Origin of the sequence: Shinella sp. H4-D48, from assembly GCF_022637395.1 — a bacterium.
GTDB classification, from domain to species: Bacteria; Pseudomonadota; Alphaproteobacteria; order Rhizobiales; family Rhizobiaceae; genus Shinella; species Shinella sedimenti.
In genome coordinates, this window is the sequence record NZ_CP093337.1 from 2780999 (window position 1) to 2807500 (window position 26502).

18 protein-coding genes, 1 tRNA gene and 2 rRNA genes (1 of these 21 running past the window's edge) are annotated in these 26502 nt (G+C 62.7%); 5 read left to right on the forward strand and 16 right to left on the reverse strand.

Annotation, left to right across the window (positions count from 1 at the left end):
* Window positions 1-2 precede the first annotated feature (2 nt).
* Window positions 3-1241, forward strand: a complete 1239-nt coding sequence (locus tag MNR02_RS13705) for a saccharopine dehydrogenase family protein (RefSeq protein WP_241604978.1) — start codon at window positions 3-5, stop codon at window positions 1239-1241.
* Between the two features lie 37 nt (window positions 1242-1278).
* On the opposite strand, the gene greA is transcribed toward MNR02_RS13705, so the two are convergent.
* The 7 genes from greA to cyoA all read right to left on the reverse strand — a co-directional run bounded on the left by greA (window position 1279) and on the right by cyoA (window position 8443).
* A complete protein-coding gene (greA, locus tag MNR02_RS13710) occupies window positions 1279-1761 on the reverse strand; it encodes a transcription elongation factor GreA (protein WP_241947192.1) in 483 nt (160 codons plus the stop codon).
* Between the two features lie 85 nt (window positions 1762-1846).
* Complete coding sequence (locus MNR02_RS13715; protein WP_241947193.1) at window positions 1847-3304, reverse strand: CHAD domain-containing protein; 1458 nt, start codon at window positions 3302-3304, stop codon at window positions 1847-1849.
* A gap of 129 nt (window positions 3305-3433) precedes the next feature.
* A complete protein-coding gene (locus MNR02_RS13720; RefSeq protein ID WP_241947194.1) occupies window positions 3434-4174 on the reverse strand; it encodes an SURF1 family protein in 741 nt (246 codons plus the stop codon).
* 14 nt (window positions 4175-4188) lie between these two features.
* On the reverse strand, window positions 4189-4581 hold the full coding sequence (gene cyoD, locus MNR02_RS13725; RefSeq protein WP_241604986.1) for a cytochrome o ubiquinol oxidase subunit IV: 393 nt from the start codon (window positions 4579-4581) through the stop codon (window positions 4189-4191).
* The gene (cyoC, locus tag MNR02_RS13730) at window positions 4578-5198 is read right to left on the reverse strand and encodes a cytochrome o ubiquinol oxidase subunit III (protein WP_241947195.1); all 621 of its coding nucleotides are present in this window, start codon (window positions 5196-5198) and stop codon (window positions 4578-4580) included. The genes cyoD and cyoC overlap by 4 nt, the downstream gene beginning before the upstream one ends.
* Before the next feature lie 3 nt (window positions 5199-5201).
* The gene (cyoB, locus tag MNR02_RS13735; RefSeq protein WP_241947196.1) at window positions 5202-7205 is read right to left on the reverse strand and encodes a cytochrome o ubiquinol oxidase subunit I; all 2004 of its coding nucleotides are present in this window, start codon (window positions 7203-7205) and stop codon (window positions 5202-5204) included.
* A gap of 101 nt (window positions 7206-7306) precedes the next feature.
* On the reverse strand, window positions 7307-8443 hold the full coding sequence (cyoA, locus tag MNR02_RS13740; RefSeq protein WP_312419435.1) for a ubiquinol oxidase subunit II: 1137 nt from the start codon (window positions 8441-8443) through the stop codon (window positions 7307-7309).
* Window positions 8444-8707: 264 nt separating this feature from the next.
* Between cyoA and MNR02_RS13745 the strand changes: the two genes are divergently transcribed.
* The gene (locus tag MNR02_RS13745; RefSeq protein ID WP_241947197.1) at window positions 8708-10033 is read left to right on the forward strand and encodes an MFS transporter; all 1326 of its coding nucleotides are present in this window, start codon (window positions 8708-8710) and stop codon (window positions 10031-10033) included.
* Between the two features lie 12 nt (window positions 10034-10045).
* Here MNR02_RS13745 and MNR02_RS13750 read toward each other — a convergent pair whose 3' ends face one another.
* The 6 genes from MNR02_RS13750 to bcsN form a co-directional block, all read right to left on the reverse strand.
* Entirely contained in the window at window positions 10046-11986 is a 1941-nt protein-coding gene (locus MNR02_RS13750) for a MacB family efflux pump subunit (RefSeq protein ID WP_241947198.1), read from the reverse strand.
* A gap of 9 nt (window positions 11987-11995) precedes the next feature.
* Complete coding sequence (locus MNR02_RS13755) at window positions 11996-13276, reverse strand: efflux RND transporter periplasmic adaptor subunit (RefSeq protein ID WP_241947199.1); 1281 nt, start codon at window positions 13274-13276, stop codon at window positions 11996-11998.
* 144 nt (window positions 13277-13420) lie between these two features.
* Window positions 13421-15586 (reverse strand): cellulose synthase, encoded by a 2166-nt coding sequence (locus MNR02_RS13760; RefSeq protein WP_241947200.1) that lies wholly within the window; start codon window positions 15584-15586, stop codon window positions 13421-13423.
* Window positions 15587-15741: 155 nt separating this feature from the next.
* A complete protein-coding gene (locus MNR02_RS13765; protein WP_241947201.1) occupies window positions 15742-18090 on the reverse strand; it encodes a cellulose biosynthesis cyclic di-GMP-binding regulatory protein BcsB in 2349 nt (782 codons plus the stop codon).
* Window positions 18087-20255, reverse strand: coding sequence for a UDP-forming cellulose synthase catalytic subunit (bcsA, locus tag MNR02_RS13770; RefSeq protein WP_241947202.1), 2169 nt, complete (start codon window positions 20253-20255; stop codon window positions 18087-18089). Before bcsA ends, MNR02_RS13765 begins: the two co-directional genes overlap by 4 nt.
* Before the next feature lie 81 nt (window positions 20256-20336).
* On the reverse strand, window positions 20337-21296 hold the full coding sequence (gene bcsN, locus MNR02_RS13775) for a cellulose biosynthesis protein BcsN (protein ID WP_241947203.1): 960 nt from the start codon (window positions 21294-21296) through the stop codon (window positions 20337-20339).
* Window positions 21297-21501: 205 nt separating this feature from the next.
* On the opposite strand from bcsN, the gene MNR02_RS13780 reads away from it, so the two are divergent.
* From MNR02_RS13780 to MNR02_RS13790, 3 genes are all read left to right on the forward strand, one after another.
* Window positions 21502-23028, forward strand: coding sequence for a PLP-dependent aminotransferase family protein (locus tag MNR02_RS13780; RefSeq protein ID WP_241947204.1), 1527 nt, complete (start codon window positions 21502-21504; stop codon window positions 23026-23028).
* A 400-nt stretch (window positions 23029-23428) separates the two neighbouring features.
* A complete protein-coding gene (locus tag MNR02_RS13785; protein WP_241947205.1) occupies window positions 23429-23746 on the forward strand; it encodes a PepSY domain-containing protein in 318 nt (105 codons plus the stop codon).
* 21 nt (window positions 23747-23767) lie between these two features.
* Window positions 23768-24361 (forward strand): general stress protein, encoded by a 594-nt coding sequence (locus tag MNR02_RS13790; RefSeq protein ID WP_241947206.1) that lies wholly within the window; start codon window positions 23768-23770, stop codon window positions 24359-24361.
* Between the two features lie 144 nt (window positions 24362-24505).
* Here the strand turns inward: MNR02_RS13790 and MNR02_RS13795 are convergent.
* The 3 genes from MNR02_RS13795 to MNR02_RS13805 form a co-directional block, all read right to left on the reverse strand.
* Window positions 24506-24582 (reverse strand) — tRNA-Met (locus MNR02_RS13795).
* Between the two features lie 297 nt (window positions 24583-24879).
* Window positions 24880-24994: ribosomal RNA gene (gene rrf, locus MNR02_RS13800) — 5S ribosomal RNA — on the reverse strand.
* Window positions 24995-25186: 192 nt separating this feature from the next.
* Window positions 25187-26502, reverse strand: a 23S ribosomal RNA gene (locus MNR02_RS13805); it runs 1483 nt beyond the window's last position.

Sequence of the window (26502 nt, forward strand, 5' to 3'; positions counted from 1 at the left end):
ACATGAAGAAAAACGTGCTCATCATCGGCGCCGGCGGCGTTGCACAGGTCGTGGCGCACAAATGCGCTCAGAACAACGACGTGCTCGGCGACATCCACATCGCTTCGCGCACCAAGGCGAAGTGCGACAAGATCATCGCGTCCGTTCATGAGAAGAACGCGATGAAGCAGCCGGGCGTTCTCGAAGGCCATGCGCTCGACGCGCTGGACATCGAAGCCACCAAGGCGCTGATCACCTCGACAAAGGCGCAGATCGTCATCAATGTCGGCACCGCCTTCCTCAACATGTCGGTGCTGCGCGCCTGCATGGATACCGGCGTCGCCTATATCGACACCGCGATTCACGAAGAGCCGGGCAAAATCTGCGAGACGCCGCCGTGGTACGGTAACTACGAGTGGAAGCGTGCCGCCGAATGCGAGGAAAAGGGCATCACCGCCATCCTCGGCGCCGGCTTCGACCCGGGCGTCGTCAACGCCTATGCCAAGCTCGCCAAGGACGAATATCTCGACAAGGTGACGGACGTCGACATCGTTGACATCAATGCCGGCAGCCATGGCAAGTATTTCGCCACGAACTTCGATCCGGAAATCAACTTCCGCGAATTTACCGGCGTCGTCTACTCCTGGCAGAACGGCCAGTGGCAGACCAACAAGATGTTCGAAATCGGCAAGGACTACGACCTGCCGGTCGTCGGCACGCGCCGCGCCTATCTCTGCGGCCATGACGAGGTGCACTCGCTCGCCAAGAACATGGACGGGGCCAATGTCCGCTTCTGGATGGGCTTCGGCGATCACTACATCAACGTCTTCACCGTCCTGAAGAACCTCGGCCTGCTTTCCGAGCAGCCGGTCAAGACGGCCGAAGGCCAGGAAGTCGTGCCGCTCAAGGTCGTCAAGGCCGTGCTGCCCGATCCGGCGTCGCTCGCACCCGGCTACGAAGGCAAGACCTGCATCGGCGACTATGTGAAGGGCCTGAAGGACGGCAAGGAAAAGACCGTCTTCATCTACAACGTGGCCGATCACAAGGAAGCCTATGAGGAAGTCGGTTCGCAGGGCATTTCCTACACCGCCGGCGTGCCGCCCGTCGCCGCCGCGATGCTCGTCGCAACCGGCGAGTGGGACGTGAAGAAGATGGCCAATGTGGAAGAACTGCCGCCGAAGCCGTTCATCAACCTCCTGAACCGCATCGGCCTGCCGACTCGCATCCAGGACGAAGACGGCGACCGCGCCGTCAGCTTCTAAGCCTCAAGGGGCCGGCGCAAGCCGGCCCTTTTTCGTTTCAGGCGATCGTCTCGATCTCGAGTTCCTGCTCGCCCACCGTGACGACATCGCCGACCGCCTTGCCCATCAGCTTGCGCGCGACGGGCGAGACATAGGAAATCGAACCCGCCTTCGGGTCGGCCTCATCCTCGCCGACGATACGGTAGGTCTGCACGCGCCCGTCGTCGCGGCTGAAGGTTACGGTGCTGCCGAACGCGACGACATCGTTTGCGGTCGGCGCCGGCACGAGCTGGGCCGTGCGCAGCCGTTCTGCGAGATAGCGCAGATCACGCACGGGACCGGCCGTCTGGCGGCGGCGTTCGTTCACATCCTCAAGCGCATTGGCTGCCTCGAACGCCTCGCGCGCGGCCTGCAACTGCGCTTCGAGCGCCTTCAGGCCCGTTTCCGTGACGAGGTTTTGATGCGGCGAGATGGGCCGATCCGGCAGTTGGGTTTCCGCTGCGGTTTCCGCGCTCTCTTCCTTGACGAATGCGACGCTCACGCCTGAACTCCGTTTGACGACCAACGTCAATATGTAGGGAAGTGCAGGCTACTTTGCAAAGCAATGCGTGCAATCCATCGCCTGTCTAGCGCCAGAAGCGCTTGGTATCGATCAGCGCCTCATGCGCTTCCGCCGCTGCGGCGAGCATATCCGCCGAGCTTTGCGGTTCCGTCTTGGTGAAGGCCGTAAGCGCTTTCTCGTCAAAGCCGAGGCGAGCGAGAACCTCCGGCATATCGGCCGTGTCATTCAGCACACCCAGACGATCCTGCAAGGCTTCCAACGCATCGATGAAGCGGCCATACCGGCGCTTCTGGCGCTTTCGATCAAACAAGGCGGCGAAGAAACCTGCGGCATAGCGTAGCTTCTTGGCGTCCTTGCGCACGGCATGACGGGCTTCGTCATCCACGTCGGCGAGATCGCGGCCACCCTTCTTGACCTTGCGCCGCAGCCGATCGAGCGCACCGGCGGCGAAATCCGGCAGCGGCTGCGTGCGGATTTCGCGTGTGCGACGTTGCGTCTGCCAGGAACCGCAAACCAGCCACTCTTCAACGTCCAGCATCAGTGCGCGGGCACGCGGTCCGGCGAGAGTGGCGGCGGCTTCACGGAAGGCGGTCGCCCTCGCCTCTGCCAGCCGTGCGCGCAACGCATCATCCTTGCAGCGGGCCACCAGCACGTCGAGATCGCGCACGCCGCCGAGCACGCCCGCCAGCCATCTCACTTCATCGGCAAGGCACGCGCCGGTCTCATTCTCCAGCAATGGATTGAACACGGAGAACGCAGAGCGCAGCCGCCGCAGGGCGATACGCGCCTGATGCACCGCGTCTTCTCCCCCGTCCCCCATGAGGTCCTCGTTCATGCGAAACTGCCTGATGCAAGCACGCGCGATGGTGCGGAAGGCGGTGGGAACGGTCATGTCGGCAACAAGCGCGACCGGATCGGCCTTCACCGCACGTGCCGGGGACGCCGTCAGCCCGTAGCCGCGCTCCGCCTTGCTCAGCACACCCAGCCGCAGCGGCATGACCGCGCCCAACCGTCGGGCAAAGGAGAAGAGGCCATCCGGTTTTCCGTCCTCCAGCTTCAACTTGATCTCGGCGATAGGCGCCTTCCGGTCGCCGGCCACGATACTGCCCCGGTCGAGAGCCATCTCGATGCGCGTCCCTTCCCAGAGGACGGACCAGCGGCGACGCTCGGTTGCGATTTCGAAAACAGGCTGGATTTCATCGGCGCGCCGGCCGAGAAACGCCCGGATCGGCGTGGTGTCATCGAGGACGGGTGTATCGTTCTCGACTTTTCGCTCCCATTTCGGGCGGGCAAAGACACTTGCGATACCGCCACCGACAGCCTTGGCGATCTGGACATACCCTTCCGCATCCTTGCGGATGCGAAGCGAAAAGCCGGCGGCGCGCAGGGCGCGATCTGGCGTATCGTAATAGACAACATGCCGCGCAAGCACGACGGGCTCACCGGACACAAGACCGGCCGCCACGAGATCAACGATCTCCTCACCGGCGAGATCGAGCTTCAGTTCGACATCCTGTCCCAAAGTCTGCTCCCATCATCCCACGCCAGAGCCATCAGCAGGATCTTCCCTTCGACCCTGCAAGGCAAGCGACACATTCAACCACCGCCGGCAAGCCGGCGACTGATTCTGCAGGCAGATGTAGCGGAGTTTTTAGACGAAGCGACGACGGTGGACGCTGTAGGCGGCGACCGCGCTCATGAGCGCCAGCGCATACCAGGTCAGCGCATAGACGAGATGGCTGTTGCGGAAGGTCACGACGGTCAGGCCGCCGACTGGAAGACCGCCCGGATTGGGCGTTGCATCCGCATCGATGAAATAGGGCGCGACATTCCGGAGCCCCTTGGCCGCGGCGATGGCGGCAACGTCTCGCGAGAACCAGCGGTCGCCCGCGGGATCATTGGCGCGCAGGAAACCGCCGCCCGGCTCGGTGATCCGCAGCAGGCCTGTCACCGTGACCGGACCGGCAGCCAGCGCGCTGGCGAGGCGCGCATCCTCGCTGCTGCGATCGGCGGGCACGAAGCCGCGATTGATGAGGATCGTCGGACCGCCGCCATCTGTCCGCAGCGGCGTCACCACCCAAAAACCCGCGCCGCGCTCCGTGACGGCCTGTACGAGCACGGTCTTGTCGTGTTCGAAAAGACCGATAGCGATGACATGGCGATATTCGTCCGCGGCGGCATCGACCGGGCCGGCCGGGGCCGGCACTGGATCGGCGTGCACCCGGGCATCCACCCGAGCGATCAGATCGAGCTTCCAGAAGAGCCGCTGCACCTGCCAGGACCCGAGCCCCACGAACACGGCGACGAGCAGCAGGAGGAGTGCCGTGAGAACTCTGCGGGCGCGGGGCGATGGTTGCCCGCCGTCCTGCAGCCCTTCCTCATCCGTCTTCATGTCGGCTCCGCCCGTCAGGGCATGTTCTTCATCATCTCGTGGGTCATGGGCATCATGTTCGTGTTGAGATGATGCATGACCCAGAGGGAGCCCGCAATCGCGATGCCGACGATGACGAGCGTGAAGATCAGCGCCATCATCGTCCAGCCGCCCTCGGAGCGCGTGTTCATGTGCAGGAAATAGATCATGTGCACGAAGATCTGCACGACACCGATGCCCATGACGAGAACGGCGGTCAGGAGCTTGCTATCGAGCACGCCGCCCATGACCAGCCAGAAGGGGATGGCCGTCAGGATGACAGACAGGATGAAGCCGGTCACATAGCTCTTGAAGGACCCATGCGCCGCCTCGTGACCGTGGCTGTGGGCGTGGTGCACGTCAGAAGCGCTTTCATGATTCGAGCTCATCCGAGGACTCCCAACAGATAGACGAAGGAGAAGACGCCGATCCAGATGACGTCGAGGAAGTGCCAGAACATCGACAGGCACATCAGCCGGCGACGGTTTTCCGGGATCAGGCCACGTTTCGATACCTGCACCATCAGCGTGATCAGCCAGATGATGCCGAAGGTGACGTGCAGGCCGTGCGTACCCACCAGCGTGAAGAAGGACGACAGGAAGGCCGAGCGAGTCGGGCCCGCGCCTTCAGCGATGAGATGGTGGAACTCGTAGATTTCCAAAGCCAGGAAGGCCGCGCCGAAGACGCAGGTAATGCCGAGCCAGACGAGCGTTTCCATCTTGGCGCCACGCTCCATCTGCAGCATGGCGAAGCCATAGGTGATGGAGGAGAAGAGCAGCAGCGCGGTGTTGATGGCGACGAGGTTGAGGTCGAACAGATCGGCCGGCGACGGACCGGCCGCATAGTTGCGGCCGAGCACGCCGTGCGTGGCAAACAGCACGGCGAAGATGAGGCAGTCGCTCATCAGGTAGAGCCAGAAACCCAGATTGGTGCTGTTTTCCGGGTGATGGTCGTCCGTCAGGTAGAACTGCGGCTTTTCGGTCTCTTGGACTTGGGTCGCGCTCATGGCTCAGGTCCGTTCTGCAAGCAGTTTGGTGCGCGCATCCTCCGTCGCCGTCACAGTCTCGGCGGGGATGAAGAAGTCGCGGTCGTAGTTGAACGTATGGGCGATCGACGCCGCGATGAGCGCGATGAAGGAGACAGCCGCCAGCCACCAGATGTACCAGATCAGGGCGAAGGCCAGCACAATGCTGATGCCGGATAGGATGATGCCCGTGCCGGTGTTCTTCGGCATGTGGATCGGCTTGAAGCCTTCAAGCGGGCGCTCGTAGCCGCGGTTCTTCATGTCGTACCAGCTGTCATGATCGTGCACGACCGGCGTGAAGGCGAAGTTGTAGTCCGGCGGCGGCGAGGACGTCGACCATTCCAGGGTGCGGCCGTTCCACGGATCGCCGGTGTCGCAGCGCAACTGGTCGCGCTTCAGGTAGCTGACGACGAGCTGGATGATGAAGGAGGCGATGCCGATGGCGATCAGCGCAGCACCGAAGGCGGCGATGATGAACCATATCTGCAGCGACGGGTCCTCAAACTGGCTGACGCGGCGCGTGACACCCATCAGGCCGAGCACATAGAGCGGCATGAAGGCGAAGAAGAAGCCGATCTGCCAGAACCAGAAGCTCATCTTGCCCCAGAAGGGATCGAGCTTGTAGCCGAAGGCCTTCGGGAACCAGTAGACGACGCCCGCCATCAGGCCGAACAGCACGCCGCCGATGATGACGTTGTGGAAATGGGCGATGAGGAAGAGCGAGTTGTGCAGCACGAAATCGGCCGGCGGAATCGCGAGCATCACGCCCGTCATGCCGCCGATGACGAAGGTCACCATGAAGCCGATCGTCCACAGCATCGGCACTTCGTAGCGGATGCGCCCGCGATACATGGTGAAGAGCCAGTTGAACATCTTCGCCCCCGTCGGGATCGAGATGATCATGGTGGTGATGCCGAAGAAGGCGTTCACCGACGCGCCCGAGCCCATCGTGAAGAAGTGGTGCAGCCACACGAGATAGGACAGGATCATGATGACGCAGGTGGCGTAGACCATCGAGGCATAGCCGAAGAGACGCTTGCCGCTGAAGGTGGCGACCACCTCGGAGAAAATGCCGAAGGCCGGCAGGACGAGGATGTAGACTTCCGGATGGCCCCAGATCCAGATGAGGTTGATATACATCATCGGATTGCCGCCGAGATCGTTCGTGAAGAAGTTCGTGTCGACGTAACGGTCGAGCGACAGCAGCGCGAGCGTGGCGGTGAGGATCGGGAAGGTGGCGACGATCAGGATGTTGGTGCAGAGCGACGTCCAGGTGAAGATCGGCATCTTCATGAAGGTCATGCCGGGCGCGCGCATCTTCACGATGGTCGCAATGAGGTTGATGCCTGAAAGCGTGGTCCCCACGCCCGCCACCTGAAGGCCCCATATGTAATAATCGACGCCGACGCCCGGACTGTAATCCGCGCCCGACAGCGGCGGATAGGCGAGCCAGCCGGTGCGGGCGAACTCGCCCACGAACAGCGACATCATGATGATGACGGCGCCGGCCGTCGTCATCCAGAAGGAGAAGTTGTTGAGGAACGGGAACGAGACGTCGCGCGCGCCGATCTGAAGCGGCACGACATAGTTCATGAAGCCGGTGACGAAAGGCATCGCCACGAAGAAGATCATGATCACGCCATGGGCGGTGAAGATCTGGTCGTAGTGGTGCGGGTTGAGATAGCCCTCGTTGCCGTTGAAGGCGATTGCCTGCTGGATGCGCATCATGATGGCGTCGGCAAAACCGCGCAGCAGCATGATGATGGCCAGAATGATGTACATGATGCCGATCTTCTTGTGATCGACGCTCGTGAACCATTCGTGCCAGAGATAGCCCCAGAGCTTGAACTTCGTGATGAGGCCCAGGATGGCGATGCCGCCGAGCGCCACGACCGCAAAGGTCACGACAAGGATCGGCTCGTGATAGGGGATCGCTTCCCAGGTAAGCCGGCCGAAGATGAATTGCGTGAGGCTGATGTCACCAAACATGGGGTGGTCCAAACTTTACAGACTGCGGCCCGGGACTGGCAGGCCATGGGTTTCTACAGATGAGCCGGAACCGCGGGAGCCGGTTCCGGAAGGCGCGGGCGCTACTGCGTCGCGCGCGGGCTGTACTTCATGAACTCGGTCGCCGGCAGCTTGCCGTCCGCATCCAGCGTCAGGGCTTCGCCCGGCTCGGTGCGGCAGATATCTTGCTCAAGGGACGCAAGCAGCTGCTCGACCGGGATGTCGGCCTTCGGGCGCGCGTCACTGACGAAGCGGTCGTCGTGCCGGAGGCGTTCCTTGTTGTCGTGGCTGTCCTTGCCGCCGCCGCCCATCATGTCGATGTGCATCATGTCCTTCATGCACATCTGGCCTTCGCGCACGCACATGTTGAGCACGGCCTCGTAGAGACCGTTTTCGACCGTGGCGAAGTAGCGAACGGGTTCCTTCGCGCTCGGCTTTTCGAGCTTCAGGTAAGCGTCGCGGTTGAGCGCGGTTCCGTTCTGCTTGACGCGGGCGACCCAGGCATCGAAGCCGGCCTGGTCGACGCCGTGGAACTTGAAGCGCATATGCGAAAAGCCATCGCCGCTGAAATTGGACGAGAGGCCGTCATACTCGCCCGGCTTGTTGATGACCGCGTGCAGCTTCGTCTCCATGCCCGGCATCGTGTAGATCATGCCGGCAAGCGCCGGGATGTAGAACGAATTCATCACAGAGGAGGCCGTGAGCTTGAAGTTGATCGGCACATCGACGGGGGCCGCCATCTCGTTGACGGTGGCAATGCCGTAATCCGGGTAGAAGAACAGCCATTTCCAGTCGAGCGCGACGACCTCAACGGTGATCGGCTTCATCTCTTCCGTCACCGGCCGCGCGGCGTCGATGCGGTCGAGCGGACGGTAGGGATCGAGCTTGTGGGTGCTGACCCAGGTAATGGCGCCGAGCGCGATGATGATGGCGAGTGGCGCCGACCAGATCACCACTTCCAGGCCGGTGGAATGGTGCCATTCCGGATCATATGTGGCGGCCGTGTTCGACTGGCGGTATCGCCAGGCGAAAAACAGCGTGAGAAAAATCACGGGAACGATGATCACCAGCATCAGGATCGTCGAGATGACGATCAGATCTCTTTGCTGCGCCGCAATATCACCGGAAGGCGACATGACCACGAGATCGCAACCACTTAAAGTGGCGAGCATAAGGGCAAAGACGGTGAATCGACTGGCTAAACTGAATTGCTTCGGCATTTCGGCCTCAACTTGCGTTCTGTCTAGTCGGCAATAATCGCGCACAGGCGGCTTTGGAAATGAGGTCCATCGTCGCAGCGCAGCATTCTGTCGCAGGAGGGTAGTCAATAAGGGACTATCTGTCGATGCGCGATTGTACTAGCGCAATAGAAATGCCCTCTGTCAATTCGGCGGCCAATGACTCATTCGCAAGGTAGTCCTTGCCATCGGCCACCGATTGATCAACATTCTAACCACATGACGCAAATCCACACGGAGGAGTTCATGAGTTCGGCCATCAATCCCACCTCGTCCGGTATGGAGCGCGACGCGCGCCGCATGCACGAGGACGACAAGCCGCTGTCGCCCGGCAGCGTCGCCATCGGCGTGGTCATCGGCCGAACCTCCGAGTTCTTCGACTTCTTCGTCTACGGCCTCGGGTCTATCCTGGTCTTTCCCAAGCTGATCTTCCCCTTCGCGCCCAATCCGGTGGTCGCGACGCTGATGTCCTTCGCGCTGTTCCCGCTGGCCTTCCTCGCCCGCCCGATCGGCTCCTTCGTCTTCATGTGGATCGATCGCAATTACGGCCGCGGCACGAAGCTGACGACCGCGCTCGTCATCCTCGGCGGCTCGACGGCGTCCATCGCCTTCCTGCCGGGGTATGACACGATCGGCTACTGGGCCGTCGCCCTGCTGGCGCTCTTCCGCCTGGGGCAGGGTTTCGCGCTCGGCGGAGCATGGGACGGTCTCGCCTCGCTGCTCAATCTCAGCGCCCCGGAAAGCCGGCGCGGCTGGTACGCCATGATCCCGCAGCTCGGCGCGCCCATCGGCTTTGCACTGGCCAGCGTCCTGTTTGGCTATTTCGTCAGCACGCTCTCGCAGGAGGACTTCATTTCCTGGGGCTGGCGCTATCCGTTCTTCGTCGCCTTCGCGATCAACGTTGTGGCGCTCTTCGCGCGCCTGCGCATCGTCGCCAGCAAGGAATTCGGCGCGGCGATGGAAGCGCAGGAGCTGCAGGCGCGGCCGGTGTTCGAAATGCTGAGCAAGCACAGCACCGACGTCGTTCTCGGCGCCTTCGTGCCGTTGGCAAGCTTTGCGATGTTCCACCTCGTCACCATCTTCCCGCTCTCCTGGGTCACTTTGACGGGCGGGCAGTCGGCGGCACAGTTTCTGTGGGTGCAGGTTGCGGGTGCAGCACTGGGCGCCGTCGGCATCGTGCTCTCGGGCCTACTTGCCGATCGGATCGGCCGGCGCAACCAGCTGATGGCCGGCGCGATCCTGATTGCGATCTTCTCGTTCTCGGCGCCCTTCCTGCTGGATGCCGGCGGCAAGGGGCAGGATGCTTTCATCCTGATCGGCTTCTTCATTCTGGGACTGAGCTTCGGCCAGTCCTCCGGCGCCGTGTCCTCGCGCTTCTCGCAGCCCTATCGCTATACCGGTGCCGCTCTCACCTCCGACCTTGCCTGGCTGGTCGGCGCGGGTTTTGCGCCGCTGGTGGCGCTTGGTCTCGCCAGCAGCTTCGGCATCATCTTCATCGGCGGTTACCTGATCTCAGGCGCGATCTGCACCATTGCAGCCCTCACGCTGACAAGGGCGCTCGACCGGAACTGAGGCCGGATGGCCTCAGTCTACGCTTAGCGCGACTGCCGGCTGCAAGCGCGATGCGTTGCGGGCCGGCAGATAACCGAAGACCAGCCCGGTCAGGAACGAGCAGGCAAAGGCAAGCGCGACCGGCCCGACGGTGAAGCTCACCGGCATGCCGAACGCCTGCGCGATGCCGCCGATGGACAGGCCCAGCACGACACCGATAGCGCCGCCGATCGCCGAGACGACCAGCGCCTCGATGAGGAACTGCAACAGGATATCGCGCTGGCGGGCGCCCGTCGCCATGCGCACGCCGATCTCACGGGTGCGCTCGCGCACGCTCACAAGCATGATGTTCATCACCCCGATGCCGCCGACGAGCAGCGAGATCGCCGCAACCGAGCCCAGGAACAGCTTCATTGTGTTCGACGTCTCGGTGAACGCCTCGCGCACTGAGGACATGTTGGTGATCTGCGTATCCTGCGCCTTGTGGCGCTCGTCGAGCAGCGCCTGGATAGTGTCCTGTGTCTGATCGATGGCGGTGGCGTCCTGCACCTGCACGGTGATGGTGCGCACGTTGCGCTGTCCGAAGAGCCGCATGCTGCCGGTCGACAGCGGCACCAGCATCACGTCGTCTTGATCGTTGCCGCCGGCGGTCGCGCCCATTTCCGCCATGACGCCAATGACCTGGAACGGGATCTTGTTCACGAGCACATATTGGCCAAGCGGGTTTTCGCCGTTGGTAAACAGCGTCTTCGCAACCGTCTGGCCGAGCACGGCCACCGGGGCATAGGTATTCATATCCTCGGCATTGATGAATTCGCCCGACGCCACCGCCCAGGATTTCGCGCGCGGAAAGGCCGGCACCGTGCCGTTTGCGGTGGTCTGGTAATCGATATTGCCGTAGCGCACGGTGACCGTGCTCGTCATTTCCGGCACCGCGAAGGCGACGTTCGGCACTTCGAGGATGGCGTCGGCATCCGCCGGGATAAGGGTCACCGGCGCGCTTCCACCACCCCGAAAGTTGGCCATGCTGGGACGGACAAGCAGCAGGTCCGATCCCATCGCGGAGATACGGTCGAGCACGGAGTTCTGTGCGCCCGTACCAATGGCCAGCATCGCCACGACCGATCCGACGCCGATGACAATGCCGAGCAATGTCAGCACGGTACGGAACAGGTTGGCGTGCAGGGCCCGGAAGGCCATCTTCACGGCTTCGGAGAGATCGGCAATCGCGGCCGATCCGTCGCGTACCGCCTTCTGCAAGCCGGCGGCAGCAGATGACGCGGATCGCGGCTTTCGCGCGTGGTCCGAGATGATGGTGCCGTCACGAATCTCGATCAACCGGTCGGCGGCCTCCGCCACCTCGCGCGAGTGGGTGATCAGGATGACCGTGTGGCCGTCCTCGTGCATCTTGCGCAAGAGCGCCATGACCTCTTCGCCGCTCTGGCTGTCGAGCGCGCCGGTCGGCTCGTCAGCGAGAATGACGCGGCCGCCGTTCATCAGCGCGCGCGCAATCGAAACACGCTGCTGCTGGCCGCCTGAAAGCTGGTTGGGGCGATGATCCAGCCGGTCGCCGAGCTTCAGCGAGCCGAGCAGCATTTCCGCGCGCTCCTGTCGATCACGCGCGGGAAGTCCGGCATAGATCGCGGGGACCTCGACATTCTCCAGGGCGCTTGCCGTCGGGATGAGGTTGTAGCTTTGGAAGACGAAGCCGAAGGTGCGGCGTCGGAGCGCCGCGAGGTCGTCGCTGTCGATGTCGGAAACCGGCTCGCCGTCGATGCGGTAATCGCCGCTCGTCGGTTGATCGAGACAGCCGAGGATATTCATCAGCGTCGACTTGCCGGAACCGGACTGACCGATGATCGCGACGAACTCGCCGGCCTCGATATCCAGCGAGACGCCGTGCAGCACCTCCACGGCGAAGCCGTCGTTGAAATAGGTCTTGGTGACGTCCCGGAGCGAGATCAGCGGTGCCATGTCAGCACCTCAGAACATCGACGGCATGCGCATGCCGCGACCCTGTCCGCCCCTGCCGCCACGGGCCGAGCCGCCTTCGGACGTCGGGGATACGACGACGCGTTCGCCCTCTTCCAGCCCGCTCTTGATCTCGATGCTGACGCGGTTGCGGATGCCGGTTTCGACGGAACGGGTCTCCGTCGCGCCGTTGGCCTTGACGACGGTCACCTGCGCCTGCGGCTTGGCGCCGCCTTCGGCGCGCTTCATGCTCACCGCACCGTTCGGCACGATCAGCACATCGCGGGCAGCGGCCTGCACGAAGAAGACCTGCGCGCTCATGGACGTCATCAACTCGCCGTCCGGGTTCGGCACGTCGAACAGCGCATTGTAGAGGACGACATTGTTCTCGACGGTCGGCGTCGGCTCGATCTGGCGGAGCGTACCGGTGAAACGCTTGCCGGGCTGACCAAGCAGCGTGAAATAGGCTTCCATGCCGACCTTCAGGCGGCCGACATCGGCCTCCGAGACCTCGGCGCGCACCGTCATGGTCGAGAGGTCGGCGATGGTGACGATGGTGGGTGCCGACTGGGCGGCGTTCAGCGTCTGGCCTTCCTTCACCGGGTTGGAAACGACGGTGCCGGCCATCGGCGCATAGATCTTCGTGTAGCTAAGGTCCACGTCGTCGCCAGCGATCGTCGCCTGCTGCTTGCGGATCTGCGCCTCGGTCGCATTCACGTCCGCCTCGGCGGCTGCCAGATCGGCGACGGCCTGATCCAGCGCCTGCTGAGCGGCGGCGCTGCCGGCCACGAGATTGCGCTGGCGGGCGATATTGGCCTGCCTGAAGGTAAGCTGCGCCTTCTTGGATTCGAGCTGGGCCTGAAGATTGGCAAGCTCCGCGCGGTTGATCTCCATGCGGTTTTCGATGGTTGCGGGATCGATCTCGGCAAGGAGCGTATCCTTGTCGACCTTGTCGCCAATGGCGACATGCAGCACCTTCAGCTGGCCGGAGACCTGCGCGCCAGCATCGACGGACTTGACCGCTTCCAGCGTACCGACGGCGGTGACCGCATTCTCGATATCGCCACGCACCACGGCCTCGGTAACGACGGCGGCTGCCGTCTCGGCCGGCGTGTAGGCCCGCCAGCCGTAATAACCGGCACCGGCGAGAAGGACGGCAAGCCCCAGCCACAGCCATGTCCGCGAGCGTTTGCGCCGCCGCGGCGGCACCGCGCCTGGCATGAATGTCACATTGGTCCGGCCCGCATCCTCGGCGGCCCTTGCATCCTCTTTCGGTCGTGCGCTCTTGCTCATCCGTCTTCCAATGGTCGAGGCCGTGCCTCCATGTCCCTTACAAAGACATGTGGCACCGATGCTCCGAAAGGAGAACCCTTTGGGATCATTATATTTTCGTAATGTTTCCTGTAAGTATGCCTTCAGGCGCTGGCCGGGCCGAACTTAGCGACGCTCGTCGCGCAATTCCGCCAGCGCACGGATTGCATCCTGCCGGCCCGTCTCGCCAAGTGCCTCGAAGAGACGATAGGCGTCTCCCCGCATGCCGAGATTCTTGTAGGCATAGGCGCGCATGACCATCAGGTCGGCCGGCTCGGCCTGGACCTGCCGACGCTGATCGAGATAGGCCAGCGTCTCGCGGTAGCGCTGCGCACGGAAGCTGGCAACGGCACGGTCGGCAAGGATGGCAGACTGGAGTTCGGCGCCGCGCCGTTGCTCGAGCTTTGCCTTGGTGGCGGCGACCGCGGCATCGCTGGTCAGGCCGGCACGGAGATAGGCAAGGCTCTGGCCATAGGCCGCATCGCTGCGCACCGTGCCCTGTCCGCCGAGCGCCACCTCGAAGGCCTGCGCGGCCTCCATGGGGCGGTTCCTTTCCATCAGGCACCAGCCCAGCGACAGGGCGCTGGCCGGCGGAAGACCCGCGGGATCGCGCGTCGCCCGGCAGTCTGCGCTTGCCGTGCTGCGTGCCGTCGTACGGCCGGTGCGCTGTGTCCTCGTTGAGACGTCCTCGACAAGCGCCGGACGCGCCTCGGCCACGACTTCGCGTTCAGGCACGCGTCGGTCGACAGCCACCGGGCGCTGCTCCCGCTCGCGGCGAAGGGGTGCCGCGTCGTTGCCTGTATCGGCCTCGCCCAGCCGGGCAATGCGTTGCGAACGGTTCGCCCAAGCCTGCTTGACTGCCGCAAGACCTGCCTTGTCCTCAAGACGAAGACGCGCCACACCCAGACCGTAGGCAGCAGGCTCGTAGTCCGCCTTCCAGCGCAGAACCTGCGAGAACCACTCCTCCGCCGTGCGTGGCTGGTCCATGGCGAGCGCGTACCAGCCGAACTGCTCGCCCGTCTCGGGATGCTTTTCCTCCACCGTCACCTGAGCGATGCGGTTGAGCACCGTGGCGTCGAGGGTCGGTATCGGATCGAGCGCCATCAGGTTGGCAGTGGCGGCAAGATAGGTTTCCATCGCCTGGTCGGAGCTGGTGCGCCAGGCATACATCACGTCCTCCGCTTCCGCCGGCTGCTTGCGGGCCAGCAGGATGAGCGACAGGCCCTGGGCGGCCGAGGCGGAATCCTCGATCGAGCGCGCCTTGCGGAAGAACGGCTCGGCCAGCGCATTCTCGTCGCGGCGAAGATGATACCAGCCAAGCAGCAGCGCATCGGACGCGAGACCGTCATCGGTCAGAAGCTTCTCGACAATCTTCAGATATTCCGGCGCGACGGTCAGCTTCGGCTCATTGTCGCCTTCGCTGACGAAACGGCGCGCGAGATCGGGACGCAGCGTATCGAATTCCTTGGCGCCATCCGCGGCAATCCGCTCGCGCGCCAGCAGGTCCTGCATGTCCGCATAGCCAAGCACGGCGGCCGCTTTCTGCACGGTCGCAAGCCGGATCGGTCCATCCGTGCAATTGTCGAGCATGTAGCCGAAGGCGTCCTTGGCGCGTGGCACGCGGTCCACCTTCACGAAGGCTTCGGCAACGCGCCAGAGCACATCTGCGTCACTACAGGTCAGCAGGCTTGGCGTCTCTGCACCAAGACGCACGACTTCCTGACTGTTGCCCGCATTGGAAGCAGCAATCAGCGCTGTCCGCTTCTCGGCGATATCGAGACGCTCAACGAGGTCGGCGGGCGGCGTCCACTGGGGATCTTCCTTCTGACGGCTGGCGATCGCCGCACGGACATCGGCATAACGGGACTGGCTGTAGAGCGCCCACATCGCCTCAAGCTGCTTGTCCTCGTTCTCGGGAATGGCGAGCGGATTTTCCGGCGGGGTCCAGGTCGGGTAGAGGGAGCGCAGGCGTGCGATCTCGGCGTTCAGCCGGACCGTGTCGCCGCGGGACGCGAAGTAGCGCAGGGCGCTTTCGTCTACCGCAGGTTTGGCCTGCGTCATATCGGTTGGCTGGTCCGCCGTCGTGTTCTGGTTGGCCGGAACCTGCTGCGCGCCGCCGTTGGCTTGCGCGAGTTCCACGCGGGGGCTCTTTTCCGCCTTTCCACGCGTGTCTCCACCCGCGGCCATGCGCAGCACATCCTGCGGCTGATCGCCGGGCAGCCGGAATGACAAGCCGGCGACGCTTGCCGCGCCGGCGGAAATAAGGACGAGCGCCATCAGGATCGACTTCATCCCGAATTTCCTTCGGTCATTTTCCACATCCGGCTCCGGCTTACCCGTGACGACACCATGCGTCATGAACGGCGGACACGTCTCCGTGTCCGCCATAAAGAGCCAACTCGCACCGATAAAAGCCCAGTAGGGTTAACCGACGGTAAACATACCGATCACGATTGCCGTCCGAACCGACGCAACAAACCCCAGGTCGCCATGCCGAGGAGCAGAGAGAGGCCGCAGAACGCCAAGGCATAGGACAGGATATTGGAGGACAGCCAGTTCGCCGCGATCAGGCGCATGTTCGAAAAGCTCCATGGCTGCGTGGGCACAAACCGGGCGCGGCTGACCTGACGCGTGTCGAGGCTGTCGGAGGCCTTGTCGTCCAGCGTCGCGTATCCATCCAGCTGCTGCCAGCGGGCATCCTGCGCCACTGCCGCCATGCCGGCCTTGAGGCTCGCACCGGTCGGTGCCGAAAGCACGGTCCACGTCGCCGTATGGTCCGGGCTGTCACCCTGGGCGATGAGGAACTGGGCGCTATCGTCGGGCACCACCTCCTGCTCTTCGCCCGGCAACAACCGGAGCGACGAAAACGAGATGTCGAAAGTTTCCTGCAACCAGGTCTGGAACGCCGCCACCTGACTGCGCCACGCCCCGCCGCGGACGCGTGACTGCCATTCGTCGATGGCTTCTTGCGTGCCGGCCCGCTGGTTGTCGCCCGCCACGGGCGCGCCCCAGGTCGAGGCACTCTCGGCGGCGATATGCGTCTGGCTGAGCACGAGCGGCGGAAGCTGCGACAGCGTGCCGATCAGGATGGCATTGCGATCGCCGATGGCAAGCGCCGAGGATTCGGGGCGAACCTGCAAGGCCCGGCCGCCCGACACGGCAAGCCGGCCAAGGAACGTCGCGCCCGTCGAAAGCGTGTCGGAATCCAGGCGGTCGAGATAGAGCGCCGCCGGATCGGTCTGACCGTTATAGGGGAACGCGGTTCCCGATAGGGCGGCAAGGCTTGGCATCTGCCCGATGCGGGCGAAGTTCGGCACGCGCAGTTCGGAGGAATCGAACAGCGCAAAACGTGGCTCCTGCAGCGCGCTGGCGCCCGGCGCGCAGACGGCGTCGGCCTGCGTCAGAAGGATCGCCTCGATATCGATACGATTGGGGCCGGGCCGCAGGTGCCGCATCGTCACGCGAATGGGAAGGTGACGGAAGATGCCGCCGTTCCGGCTGTTGAACGGCACCGTGGAGGCGAGGTTGCCGTTGACATAAACATCAAAATGGCTGCCGGGCAGCACATCGGGCGCATAGGCGGCATCGAGCAGAAGCGTCGCCTCACCATAGGCATCGGCATAAAAATCCGAGGGAATGCCGATATCGAAGCCCGTGCGGAAACGGCGGCCGCTGAATTCGCCGGTGCGCACGCCGAGCGCAGCAAGCGTCAGTGTGGTCTCGCCAGAAACGAGCGGCATTTCGGCGGCGTTGCGCTGGCGAACGCTCAGCGCCTCACGCATAACCCCGAGCGGCCGGTCGATGGGCGAGACGATGCCTTCCACGGCACTTTCGATGGACGGCCAGTCGGGACCGCTGACGGCGAGGACCTTTCCGTTCCCTGCCGGGGCATCGACAAAGGTCGCGACGGCGGAGCTTGCGGCCGTCGCGGGCAGGCGCGGCAGGATCGGCGAAAGATCGCCGGCCGTGCCCAACACCACCGCCAGTTCGCCGGCGCCGAGTGTCGCCGGCATCGTGTCGACGACATCGAAGGTCTGGTTGGGCATCTTCGCCATCATGGCGAGGCCCTGGCTGAGGCGCATCAGCGCGTTGGTGGCAGCAGGCTGACCCATTTCCGGCAGGACCATGATGAACTTCGTCTGGCCGGCCGGCCCGACGCCAATGGCCGGAATATCATCCATGGTCTGCAAGCGGCTCGTCGGGGCGTCCGGTAGCGTCAGGAACGTGCGCGCCGGATCGACCGCCGTCCAGAGATCATAGGTCGAGCGGATGGTGCAATCGGTCCGGTGGCGGTGTGTCGCGTTGAACGTGACGCGGTTGATACCGGGACGCAGCAGGCCGGCCGGCAGGTTGAGCCGCACCTCCTTCGTGCCCTCGGCGGATTGCACGGGCATTTCTCCGACGGGCACGTCATTGATCACGACCGTCAGACGGGAAGCCTCCGGCGCGACGACAACGGCGTTGGAATAGCCGAGGTTGAGCGCATCGGCACCTGCCGCCTCATCTTTTGTGAGGTAGATCGGGAAAGAGCGGCTGGCGACCTCGCCTTCCAGCATCAGCGACGGGGCAGAGACGATGTAACGCCGCGCGGGCGGCTTCACGACCGGTTTCTGTTCAACCTGTGTCGTCGTTGGCGTGGCCGTACCGCTGTTGCCTTCGGACGGTTTCTGATCGGCGGTCGGACCGCGTTCGCCCGTCATGTCGAAGGGAACCGCGGCCTCCTGCGCGAAAGCCGTGGAAGCCGAAAGCGCGAGAAACAGGCCGAGCCCCACGGCCGCTGCTGGAGCGAACCTCACGACGTCGCCTCCCCCTTGCGCCCACCGAGGCTGCGCGCGAAGTAGATCAGCCCCCGGCTCGTCTGATAGGCGGCAATCCCGAGGAACCAAAGCGTGCCGCGGAAGATACCGGGATTGTAGCGGCGCGACACCTGGAAATCGCTCCACTGGTTGGAATTGGCGAAGATGAGGTCGGCGACGAGCGAATGGTGCCGAGCGTCCTGCGGCGTGAACCGGCAGCCGATCACCATGACATTGCCGGCCGTTTCGGTGTTGCGGATTTCAACCGGCAGCGCTTCTTCGTGATCTCCGCCATAGGGCTTGAACTGCAGGGCACCCTCGGCGCCCGTCGCAATGTGATCCTCAAGGCCGAAGACCTGAACGCGCGCGCCGTTCGCCGAAACGTTTTCAAGCGTGGCAGGATATTCGCGGCCCTCGCTGAGGAAGGTACAACGGCGCTTGACGGTAACGCGCCGGCTTGCCGCCTTCTCGCTGCGCTCGGAGACGACGCCAAGCGCACAGCCGGCAATCAGCAGGTTCAGCAGGTTCCAGGCGCCGACCACGAACGTGACATCAGCCTTGTAGGGCTCCGCATAGAACCGGTAGATGCTCATGAGGAACGCAACGAACAGCACGGCGAAGATGACGAAGAACGGCCGGCTGATCTCCGAAAGCCGCGCCACCGCGATCGACTCGTCCTTCGCCGTCACCTTGAAGGTCGGTTTCGTGGGGTTGAGCATCACGGAAACCACGGCGGGCAGCAGATGCACGCTCTGCACATATTCATACAGTTCCGAAATCCACGGCCAGCGGAACGAGCCGTAGAGATAGTTCTGCATCATCAGGTTCACGAGCATATAGGCGAGGGTGTAGCCGAGGAACTCGCCGCCCGATGCCGTGAAGATCTCCAGGTCGAAGAAGAGGTAGAAGAGCGGTGCAAACAGGAAGATCGTGCGCGGGAACGGAAACAGCCAGAACAGCATGGACGACATGTAGCAAAGGCGTTGCGGCAGCGAGAGACCGCTCTTGAAGAGCGGAAAGCGGAAGCGCAGGATCTGCATCATGCCCTGCGCCCACCGGCTGCGCTGGCCGATGAAGCTGGCGAAGGTTGCGGGCTGGAGCCCGGCGATCAGCGGTTTGTCAACATAGACGCTGTTCCAGCCGCGCGAATGCAGCGCCAGCGCCGTCTCGCAGTCCTCGGTGATCGACAGACCGCTGAAGCCGCCCGCCTCATTGAGCGCGGTGCGCCGCAGGACCGCCGCCGAACCGCAGAAGAAGGAGGCATTCCATTTGTCGAGGCCGCGCTGGATGATGCCGTAGAACATCTCGTTCTCGCTCGGCATCTTCTCGAAGGTGCGCAGGTTGCGCTCCAGCGGGTCGGGATTGAGGAAGAAGTGCGGCGTCTGGACAAGGAACAGTTTCGGATCGTCTGCGAAATAGCCGACCGTCTCGCGCAAAAAGTCCCGGGCCGGCGCGTGGTCCGCATCGAAAATCGCGATCAACTCGCCCTTCGAATGGAGCATGCCGTTGTTCATGTTGCCGGCCTTGGCGTGCTCGTTGCGCGCGCGCGTAAGGTAATTGACGCCAAGATCGCGGCACAGCGCCTGCAACTCGGCGTGACGCGCCGCCGCGACCTGCGCCTCCACGACAGCCGCCGCATTGCGCTTCTGTTCCGTGCCGCCGTCATCCAGCAGCCAGATCGTCATCTTGTCGGCCGGGTAGTCCATCGCCTTGGCAGCAGCCAGCGTGTTGGCGAGAAGGCCGATATCCTCGTTGTAGCTGGGCACAAACACATCGACGCTTGGCAGCCTTTCAAGCGGCGTGACACTGCCCTTGCGCGAAGGCAACGGCAGCGCGACCACGAACAGGCTGAGCGCCAGCATCATCACGCTGTACATTTCGGCGAGATAGAGCAGAAAACCGGGAATGAAGTTTTCCAGCTGGTTGAGAGGGGGCAGCGTGCTGGTGGTGCGCCAATAGACGTAGCGCAGGACGATGGCCGTGCCGAAGGCGAGTGCGATCAGTCGCCAGATGCCCTCGGCGCGCAGAACCTTGATCACCGCCATGAAGGTCACGACGGCTATGCTGGCGACGAGCTGGGTCTGGAGATTGATGGGAAGCGTGATTACGAGAATCACGAGAGCGGACACACATGCCCACAATACGACGGTACCGCTATGTCTCATTTACCCACCCTTCGCCGTCATGGCGCGATCGCGAGACACTACCCGCAAGACGGTTAAGGAGAAATTAGGGCTCAACCGACATCAATTGCAGCTCACTGCGCCCGCCTCTCCCGTCGCACATACAGGCGACGGCACGACGACGGCTTCGCCGCCCGAAACGGTTGCGCCGCCCGACGGCGAGGGAACGACAACCGCATTCCCGCCGGTGTCCACCGCCCCCTGCGTCTTGCGCACGGGCGTTTCCGTCACAGGCCGCCGCGTCACGACCGCACGATTGACGGTCTGCGTGACCGCCGCCGTCTTCGGCTCCTCGAAAACCGGCCGCACCGGCTCGCCGCCGCCGATCTGGCTGTCGACCGGAGCGGGCCTGCCGTAGGGGTTCCAGGCGGCACCAGCGAACCCGCCGACGACCGTATAGCCGTACATCAGCTCGACCAGTTCCTTCTCAGAGGCGCCCGACTGGCAAACGCGCAGACGGATCTGGAGCATGCCGAGCTCGCGCAGCCTGTCGCGATCGGCCACATCGGAGCGAATCTGCTGCCATCCGTAGAGGCAACCGTCGTTGCCCGCGCCCCGACCATAGGCATAGCCAAAGGGACCATAGCTGTTCCGCACGAAATTGGCGGAGATCACGAGCTGGCGGCCGGGAAAATACTTGCGGATTTCGCCGCGGATCGCACCGTGCTGCACGGGTTTGAAGGCGAGCGCGCCGGCAGGCCGCGCCACCGTTTCCGCCGGCCCGAAGGCTTGGATGCTCAGGAAGTTCTGACCGGATGAAGCAGCGGTCGTCGAAAGCGCAATCTGCTGTTCGATGGCATTGGTATACTGGCGCTGAATGACGCTGACGATCGAAAGCGTGCCCGGTGCGGGCAGCACAAGCGCGCTCGTCGCGGGAACCGTGGTCGACATCGAGTCCACACCCGCGCCGGGACGCGCTGCGCAACCGGCGCCGGCCAGCGCAGCAAGGGCCGTTAGCAGCGATGCTGCACGAAGCAGCCGGCCACCACGACGGGAAATCAGAATCGCCGCCGAATCATCCATGCCCTAGTCATATTTCGCCGCGCCGCAAATAGAAATCCCAAGATCTAATGTCATGCCAAAGCGGGCCGCGTCATCACGGCGGACACCGCATCTTCGAGGTGGGGGATTTGCATGGTCTCAAAAGGTCGATTGCGCTCAGTGGCTTGACTCCCGACAAGCAAATGGCCTGATACCTTTGTCATTTGATGAGAGAAGCGCAGACCATTTGTTCAAGCATTCGCAACTGGAATCGGTAAAGGCCTCGCTCGCGCATCCCGCACACGCGGCGATGCCACTGCACGCGCGAATCCAGCGCGCCATCCGCCAGTTGATCCTCGATGGAGCTTTGGGGGCCGGCAAGCCGCTGCCGGCCTCACGCGCGCTCGCCAAATCGCTTGGCGTTTCCCGCGATACCATCGAAGCGGCCTATGCCCAGCTGCATGCGGAAGGCTTCATTGATCGGCGCGTGGGAAGTGGAAGCTTCGTCGCGCAGATAACGGATTTCTCGGCCGGGCGTCACATAACACGGCGAGACACTTGCCCTCGCAACCAGGCGCCAAGTCTCAGCAAGCGCGGTGCCGCCATGTTCCGCGACGGAGGCGTGGCGGAAACGCTTTCGCCAAGACCTTTCGCGCACGGCGTACCGGAAACGCGCAGCTTTCCCCTCGCACTCTGGGAACGACTGGAGCGCCAGGTGCTGAAGGAGACCGGCACGCAGGCTCTGCTGCATGGCGATCCGCAGGGGGCCGAACCGCTGCGCCGCGCCATTGCCGACCACGTCAATCTGGAGCGTGGTGCACGCGCCACGGCCGACCGTGTGCTGGTACTGACCAGCTCGCAACAGGCCATGGCCCTGTGCGCGACCGTGCTCCTTGACCCCGGAGAGCGTATTTTCATCGAAGATCCCGCCTATTACGGCGCGCGGAAGGCGTTCAATGCTGCCGGCCTGGACTGCATTCCCATTCGCGTGGACCGTCAGGGTATCGTTGTCGATGACATCCTCGCCGCGCCACGCAAGGCGAAAGCGGCGTTCCTCACGCCGTCCCACCAGTTCCCGACAGGGGCGACACTTTCGCTGGATCGCCGCCTCGCCTTGATCGAATGGGCCGCGCGGCACCAGGCATGGATCATCGAGGACGATTACGACAGCGAGTTCCGCTATGCCGGCAAGCCAACCGCCTGCGTACAGGGTCTCGACCCGCACGACCGCACCATCTATGTCGGGACCTTCACGAAAGCGCTCTTTCCGGGCCTGCGGATCGGTTATGTCGTCCTGCCGCACCAGCTCGTCAAACCGATGACTGTAGCGCGCACCCTGCTGGACGGTCACACCGCCTCCCTAACGCAACTGACGCTGGCGCGCTTCATGGAAGCCGGGCATTTCGGCGCGCATGTCCGCGCGATGCGCAGCCTCTATACAGAGCGGCTGGACGTGCTGACCACACTCGTCCGACGGCATCTTTCGGACTTCATCGAAGCGCAGGTGCCCATCGGAGGCTTGCAGATGCCCTGTGTGCTGACCTGCGACCTGCCCGAACAAGCGGTGGTGGACGCGGCAAAGCGGGTGGAAATCGCGCTTCTCGGCCTTTCGACCCTTCATGCCGGCGCGGGCGGAAAACCCGGCTTCCTCATGGGTTTCGCTGCCTACACCCCTTATGAGATCGAGCGTGCTGTCCGAAAACTGGCGCATGCGCTTCAGGAGGCCAGCCACCGAAACGGCCTTTCGGCGAGTTCCCCGAAGGCTGTCCTTTAGCGGGAGCAGCGCGCGGTTACGTGCCGGTAAACGTGACGCGCTACGAGCGGCCATCAACAAGCCGGGCGCATCGGCGGTGAGGCCCGCGACAGAAGCAGCGCACCTGGCGAGCAATGCCTCAAGCACACTACGGATGCCTTGTCTGTTTTTGTTTAACGCAAGAAGAGGACGAGCAGGATCACGATGGGAAGAGGAATGCCCAAAAGCCAGAAAAGAAGACCACGTCCCATTAAATCTCCAATGAAGCACCGGAATACACGCGATATGTGCATGTAACGCACTGATTTACTCGCCGTTCCATGCCTGGAGTCGTTATTTCTATTTCTCGCACCTCGGAACCATGCGACCCACAGCGTGTTCCTTAGGGGCCTGCTCTCAGGCTCCAACGAGGAATACGATCATGAAAAAAATTCTCCTAGCCGCCGCCTTTATGGGCGCATCCGCACTTGGCGCCTTTGCCCAGACGACCACCGCTCCCGCCACGGATGGCGATACGCCTGCCGTCGCCACGCCCGACACCAAGAACACGACTGCTCCCGTCGAGGGCGCAAACAGCTTCACGGAGGAGCAGGCCAAGGAACGTCTGTCCGAAGCCGGCTACGCCGACATCACCGGCCTAATGCTGGACGACAAGGGTGTCTGGCAGGCCAAGGCGATGAAAGACGGCAAGGCCGTCGGCGTGGCCCTCGACTATCAGGGCAACATCGTCGCCAACTAATCACACATTCAGGAGATTTCCATGAAAACCGTTACAGGACTTTTCGACGACTATTCCGATGCAAGCGCTGCCGTCAGCGCCCTTGAGGCACGCGGCGTGCCCTCCAGCGACATCAGCATCGTTTCCAACAATGCCGACGAACGCCATAACCGGGAAAGCAATGCGGCTGAAGGTGCCGGAGCCGGCGCGGGCATCGGTGCTGCCGTCGGCGGCGTCGGCGGCCTTCTGACCGGGCTCGGCGTCATGGCCATACCGGGCGTCGGCCCCGTGGTCGCGGCCGGCTGGCTCGCAGCCACTGCGGCCGGGGCAGTTGCAGGCGCGGTCGCCGGCGGCGCGGCAGGCGGCCTTATCGGTGCACTCACCGACTCGGGCGTTCCCGAAGACCATGCGCATGTCTATGCTGAAGGCGTGCGCCGCGGCGGCACATTGGTGACGGCGAAGGTCGACGATAGTCTCTACAGCGAGGCTGAAGCCATTCTCCGCAACTCGAACCTTGTCGATCCCGACCAGCGCCGCGCGGCCTATGCAGAGGGTGGCTGGACCCGCTTCGACGACACCCTCGACCCTTATGGTCCGGCTGAAATCGAGCAGGAACGCCTGCGCTACAGGCGTTAACTCGCAACAAGGGGTTGGGCATCCCGCCCTCCCCTTTGACATCGGGCAAGGACGATGTGGCGATCTTGTGGTTTGCTTCGCGTTTTTGCTTTCCTGCCCCAAACGAGAAAGCCCCGCGGCTTACGCCTGCGGGGCTTTTTGATTTGGTTGCGGGGGCAGGATTTGAACCTGCGGCCTTCAGGTTATGAGCCTGACGAGCTACCGGGCTGCTCCACCCCGCGTTACCCGGTTTTTGCCGTAAGGCAAAATACCGACCGATTTTTGCCGAAGGCAAAGATCGTATTTCCGGTCCGGTTTTTGCCGGAGGCAAAATACCGTTTGTTACGCTGACCTCGTATCCGAGGTTTGGAAAGCATAAAGGCCGCTTGAAGCGGCCCTTTGGTTTCGGCAGGGCCGAATGTGTGTCGAGAAGATTGTTGTCGGTATTTGTCTTGCGACAAAACCTGCTGGTATTTCGCTTCCGCAAAAACCAGAGGTATTTCGCTTCCGCAAAAACCAGATGACATTGCCTTTAGCAGACCTGGCAGCGACCTACTCTCCCGCGTCTTAAGACGAAGTACCATTGGCGCTGGGGCGTTTCACGGCCGTGTTCGGAATGGGAACGGGTGCGGCCACCCCGCCATAACCACCAGGTCGGCTAAGGGCAATGTGATGAGAAGCTGGTAGAGGAAGGAAACTTCCTCGTTTGTCTTAAGTTTTGAACACGTCTTCAGCAACAACCGGACGAACACTGCGTGTTCGCCGGGCCTGTCGCAAAGGCTTTTGCCTTTGCTCTGTCAGGACAAACGCTTCGCGTTTGCCTTGAGATGAGCATGAACAATGAGAACGATCAAGCCAATCGAGCTATTAGTACCGGTAAGCTTCACACATTGCTGCGCTTCCACACCCGGCCTATCAACGTGGTCGTCTTCCACGGCTCTCAAGGGAATACTCGTTTTCAGGTTGGTTTCCCGCTTAGATGCCTTCAGCGGTTATCCATTCCATATATAGCTACCCTGCTATGCCCTTGGCAGGACAACAGGTCCACCAGAGATATGTCCATCCCGGTCCTCTCGTACTAGGGACAGATCCTGTCAATATTCCTACACCCACGGCAGATAGGGACCGAACTGTCTCACGACGTTCTGAACCCAGCTCACGTACCGCTTTAATTGGCGAACAGCCAAACCCTTGGGACCTGCTCCAGCCCCAGGATGCGATGAGCCGACATCGAGGTGCCAAACAACCCCGTCGATATGGACTCTTGGGGGTCATCAGCCTGTTATCCCCGGCGTACCTTTTATCCGTTGAGCGATGGCCCTTCCACGCGGGACCACCGGATCACTATGACCGACTTTCGTCTCTGCTCGACTTGTCAGTCTCGCAGTCAGGCTGGCTTATGCCATTGCACTCGACGACCGATTTCCGACCGGTCTGAGCCAACCATCGCGCGCCTCCGTTACTCTTTCGGAGGCGACCGCCCCAGTCAAACTACCCACCATACACGGTCCTGGACCCGGATAACGGGCCGCAGTTAGACATCCATGACGATAAGGGTGGTATTTCAAGGATGGCTCCACAGAAACTGGCGTCCCTGCTTCAAAGCCTACCACCTATCCTACACATGCCGACACGAATGCCAGTGTAAAGCTATAGTAAAGGTGCACGGGGTCTTTCCGTCTAACCGCAGGAACCCCGCATCTTCACGGGGAATTCAATTTCACTGAGTCTCTGCTGGAGACAGCGGGGAAGTCGTTACGCCATTCGTGCAGGTCGGAACTTACCCGACAAGGAATTTCGCTACCTTAGGACCGTTATAGTTACGGCCGCCGTTTACTGGGGCTTCGATTCAAAGCTTGCACCTCTCCTCTTAACCTTCCAGCACCGGGCAGGCGTCAGACCCTATACGTCGTCTTGCGACTTCGCAGAGCCCTGTGTTTTTGATAAACAGTCGCTACCCCCTGGTCTGTGCCACCCCAAAACACTTGCGTGCCTTGGGGTCACGCTTCTTCCGAAGTTACGCGTGCAATTTGCCGAGTTCCTTCAGCAGAGTTCTCTCAAGCGCCTTGGTATACTCTACCTGACCACCTGTGTCGGTTTCGGGTACGGTCTATACGGTGGAGCTATTTCCTGGAACCGCTTCCCTGCACACCCAATCCAAT

Bases quoted from the DNA above. Each gene is read 5' to 3' on its own strand.
- cyoC (WP_241947195.1), bottom strand. From the start codon at position 5,198: ATGAGCGCGACCCAAGTCCAAGAGACCGAAAAGCCGCAGTTCTACCTG.
- bcsN (WP_241947203.1), bottom strand. From the start codon at position 21,296: ATGGATGATTCGGCGGCGATTCTGATTTCCCGTCGTGGTGGCCGGCTG.
- MNR02_RS13760 (WP_241947200.1), bottom strand. From the start codon at position 15,586: ATGAAGTCGATCCTGATGGCGCTCGTCCTTATTTCCGCCGGCGCGGCA.
- MNR02_RS13785 (WP_241947205.1), top strand. From the start codon at position 23,429: ATGAAAAAAATTCTCCTAGCCGCCGCCTTTATGGGCGCATCCGCACTT.
- cyoD (WP_241604986.1), bottom strand. From the start codon at position 4,581: ATGAGCTCGAATCATGAAAGCGCTTCTGACGTGCACCACGCCCACAGC.
- cyoB (WP_241947196.1), bottom strand. From the start codon at position 7,205: ATGTTTGGTGACATCAGCCTCACGCAATTCATCTTCGGCCGGCTTACC.
- cyoA (WP_312419435.1), bottom strand. From the start codon at position 8,443: ATGCCGAAGCAATTCAGTTTAGCCAGTCGATTCACCGTCTTTGCCCTT.
- MNR02_RS13720 (WP_241947194.1), bottom strand. From the start codon at position 4,174: ATGAAGACGGATGAGGAAGGGCTGCAGGACGGCGGGCAACCATCGCCC.
- MNR02_RS13750 (WP_241947198.1), bottom strand. From the start codon at position 11,986: ATGGCACCGCTGATCTCGCTCCGGGACGTCACCAAGACCTATTTCAAC.
- MNR02_RS13790 (WP_241947206.1), top strand. From the start codon at position 23,768: ATGAAAACCGTTACAGGACTTTTCGACGACTATTCCGATGCAAGCGCT.
- MNR02_RS13745 (WP_241947197.1), top strand. From the start codon at position 8,708: ATGAGTTCGGCCATCAATCCCACCTCGTCCGGTATGGAGCGCGACGCG.
- MNR02_RS13755 (WP_241947199.1), bottom strand. From the start codon at position 13,276: ATGAGCAAGAGCGCACGACCGAAAGAGGATGCAAGGGCCGCCGAGGAT.
- bcsA (WP_241947202.1), bottom strand. From the start codon at position 20,255: ATGAGACATAGCGGTACCGTCGTATTGTGGGCATGTGTGTCCGCTCTC.
- MNR02_RS13705 (WP_241604978.1), top strand. From the start codon at position 3: ATGAAGAAAAACGTGCTCATCATCGGCGCCGGCGGCGTTGCACAGGTC.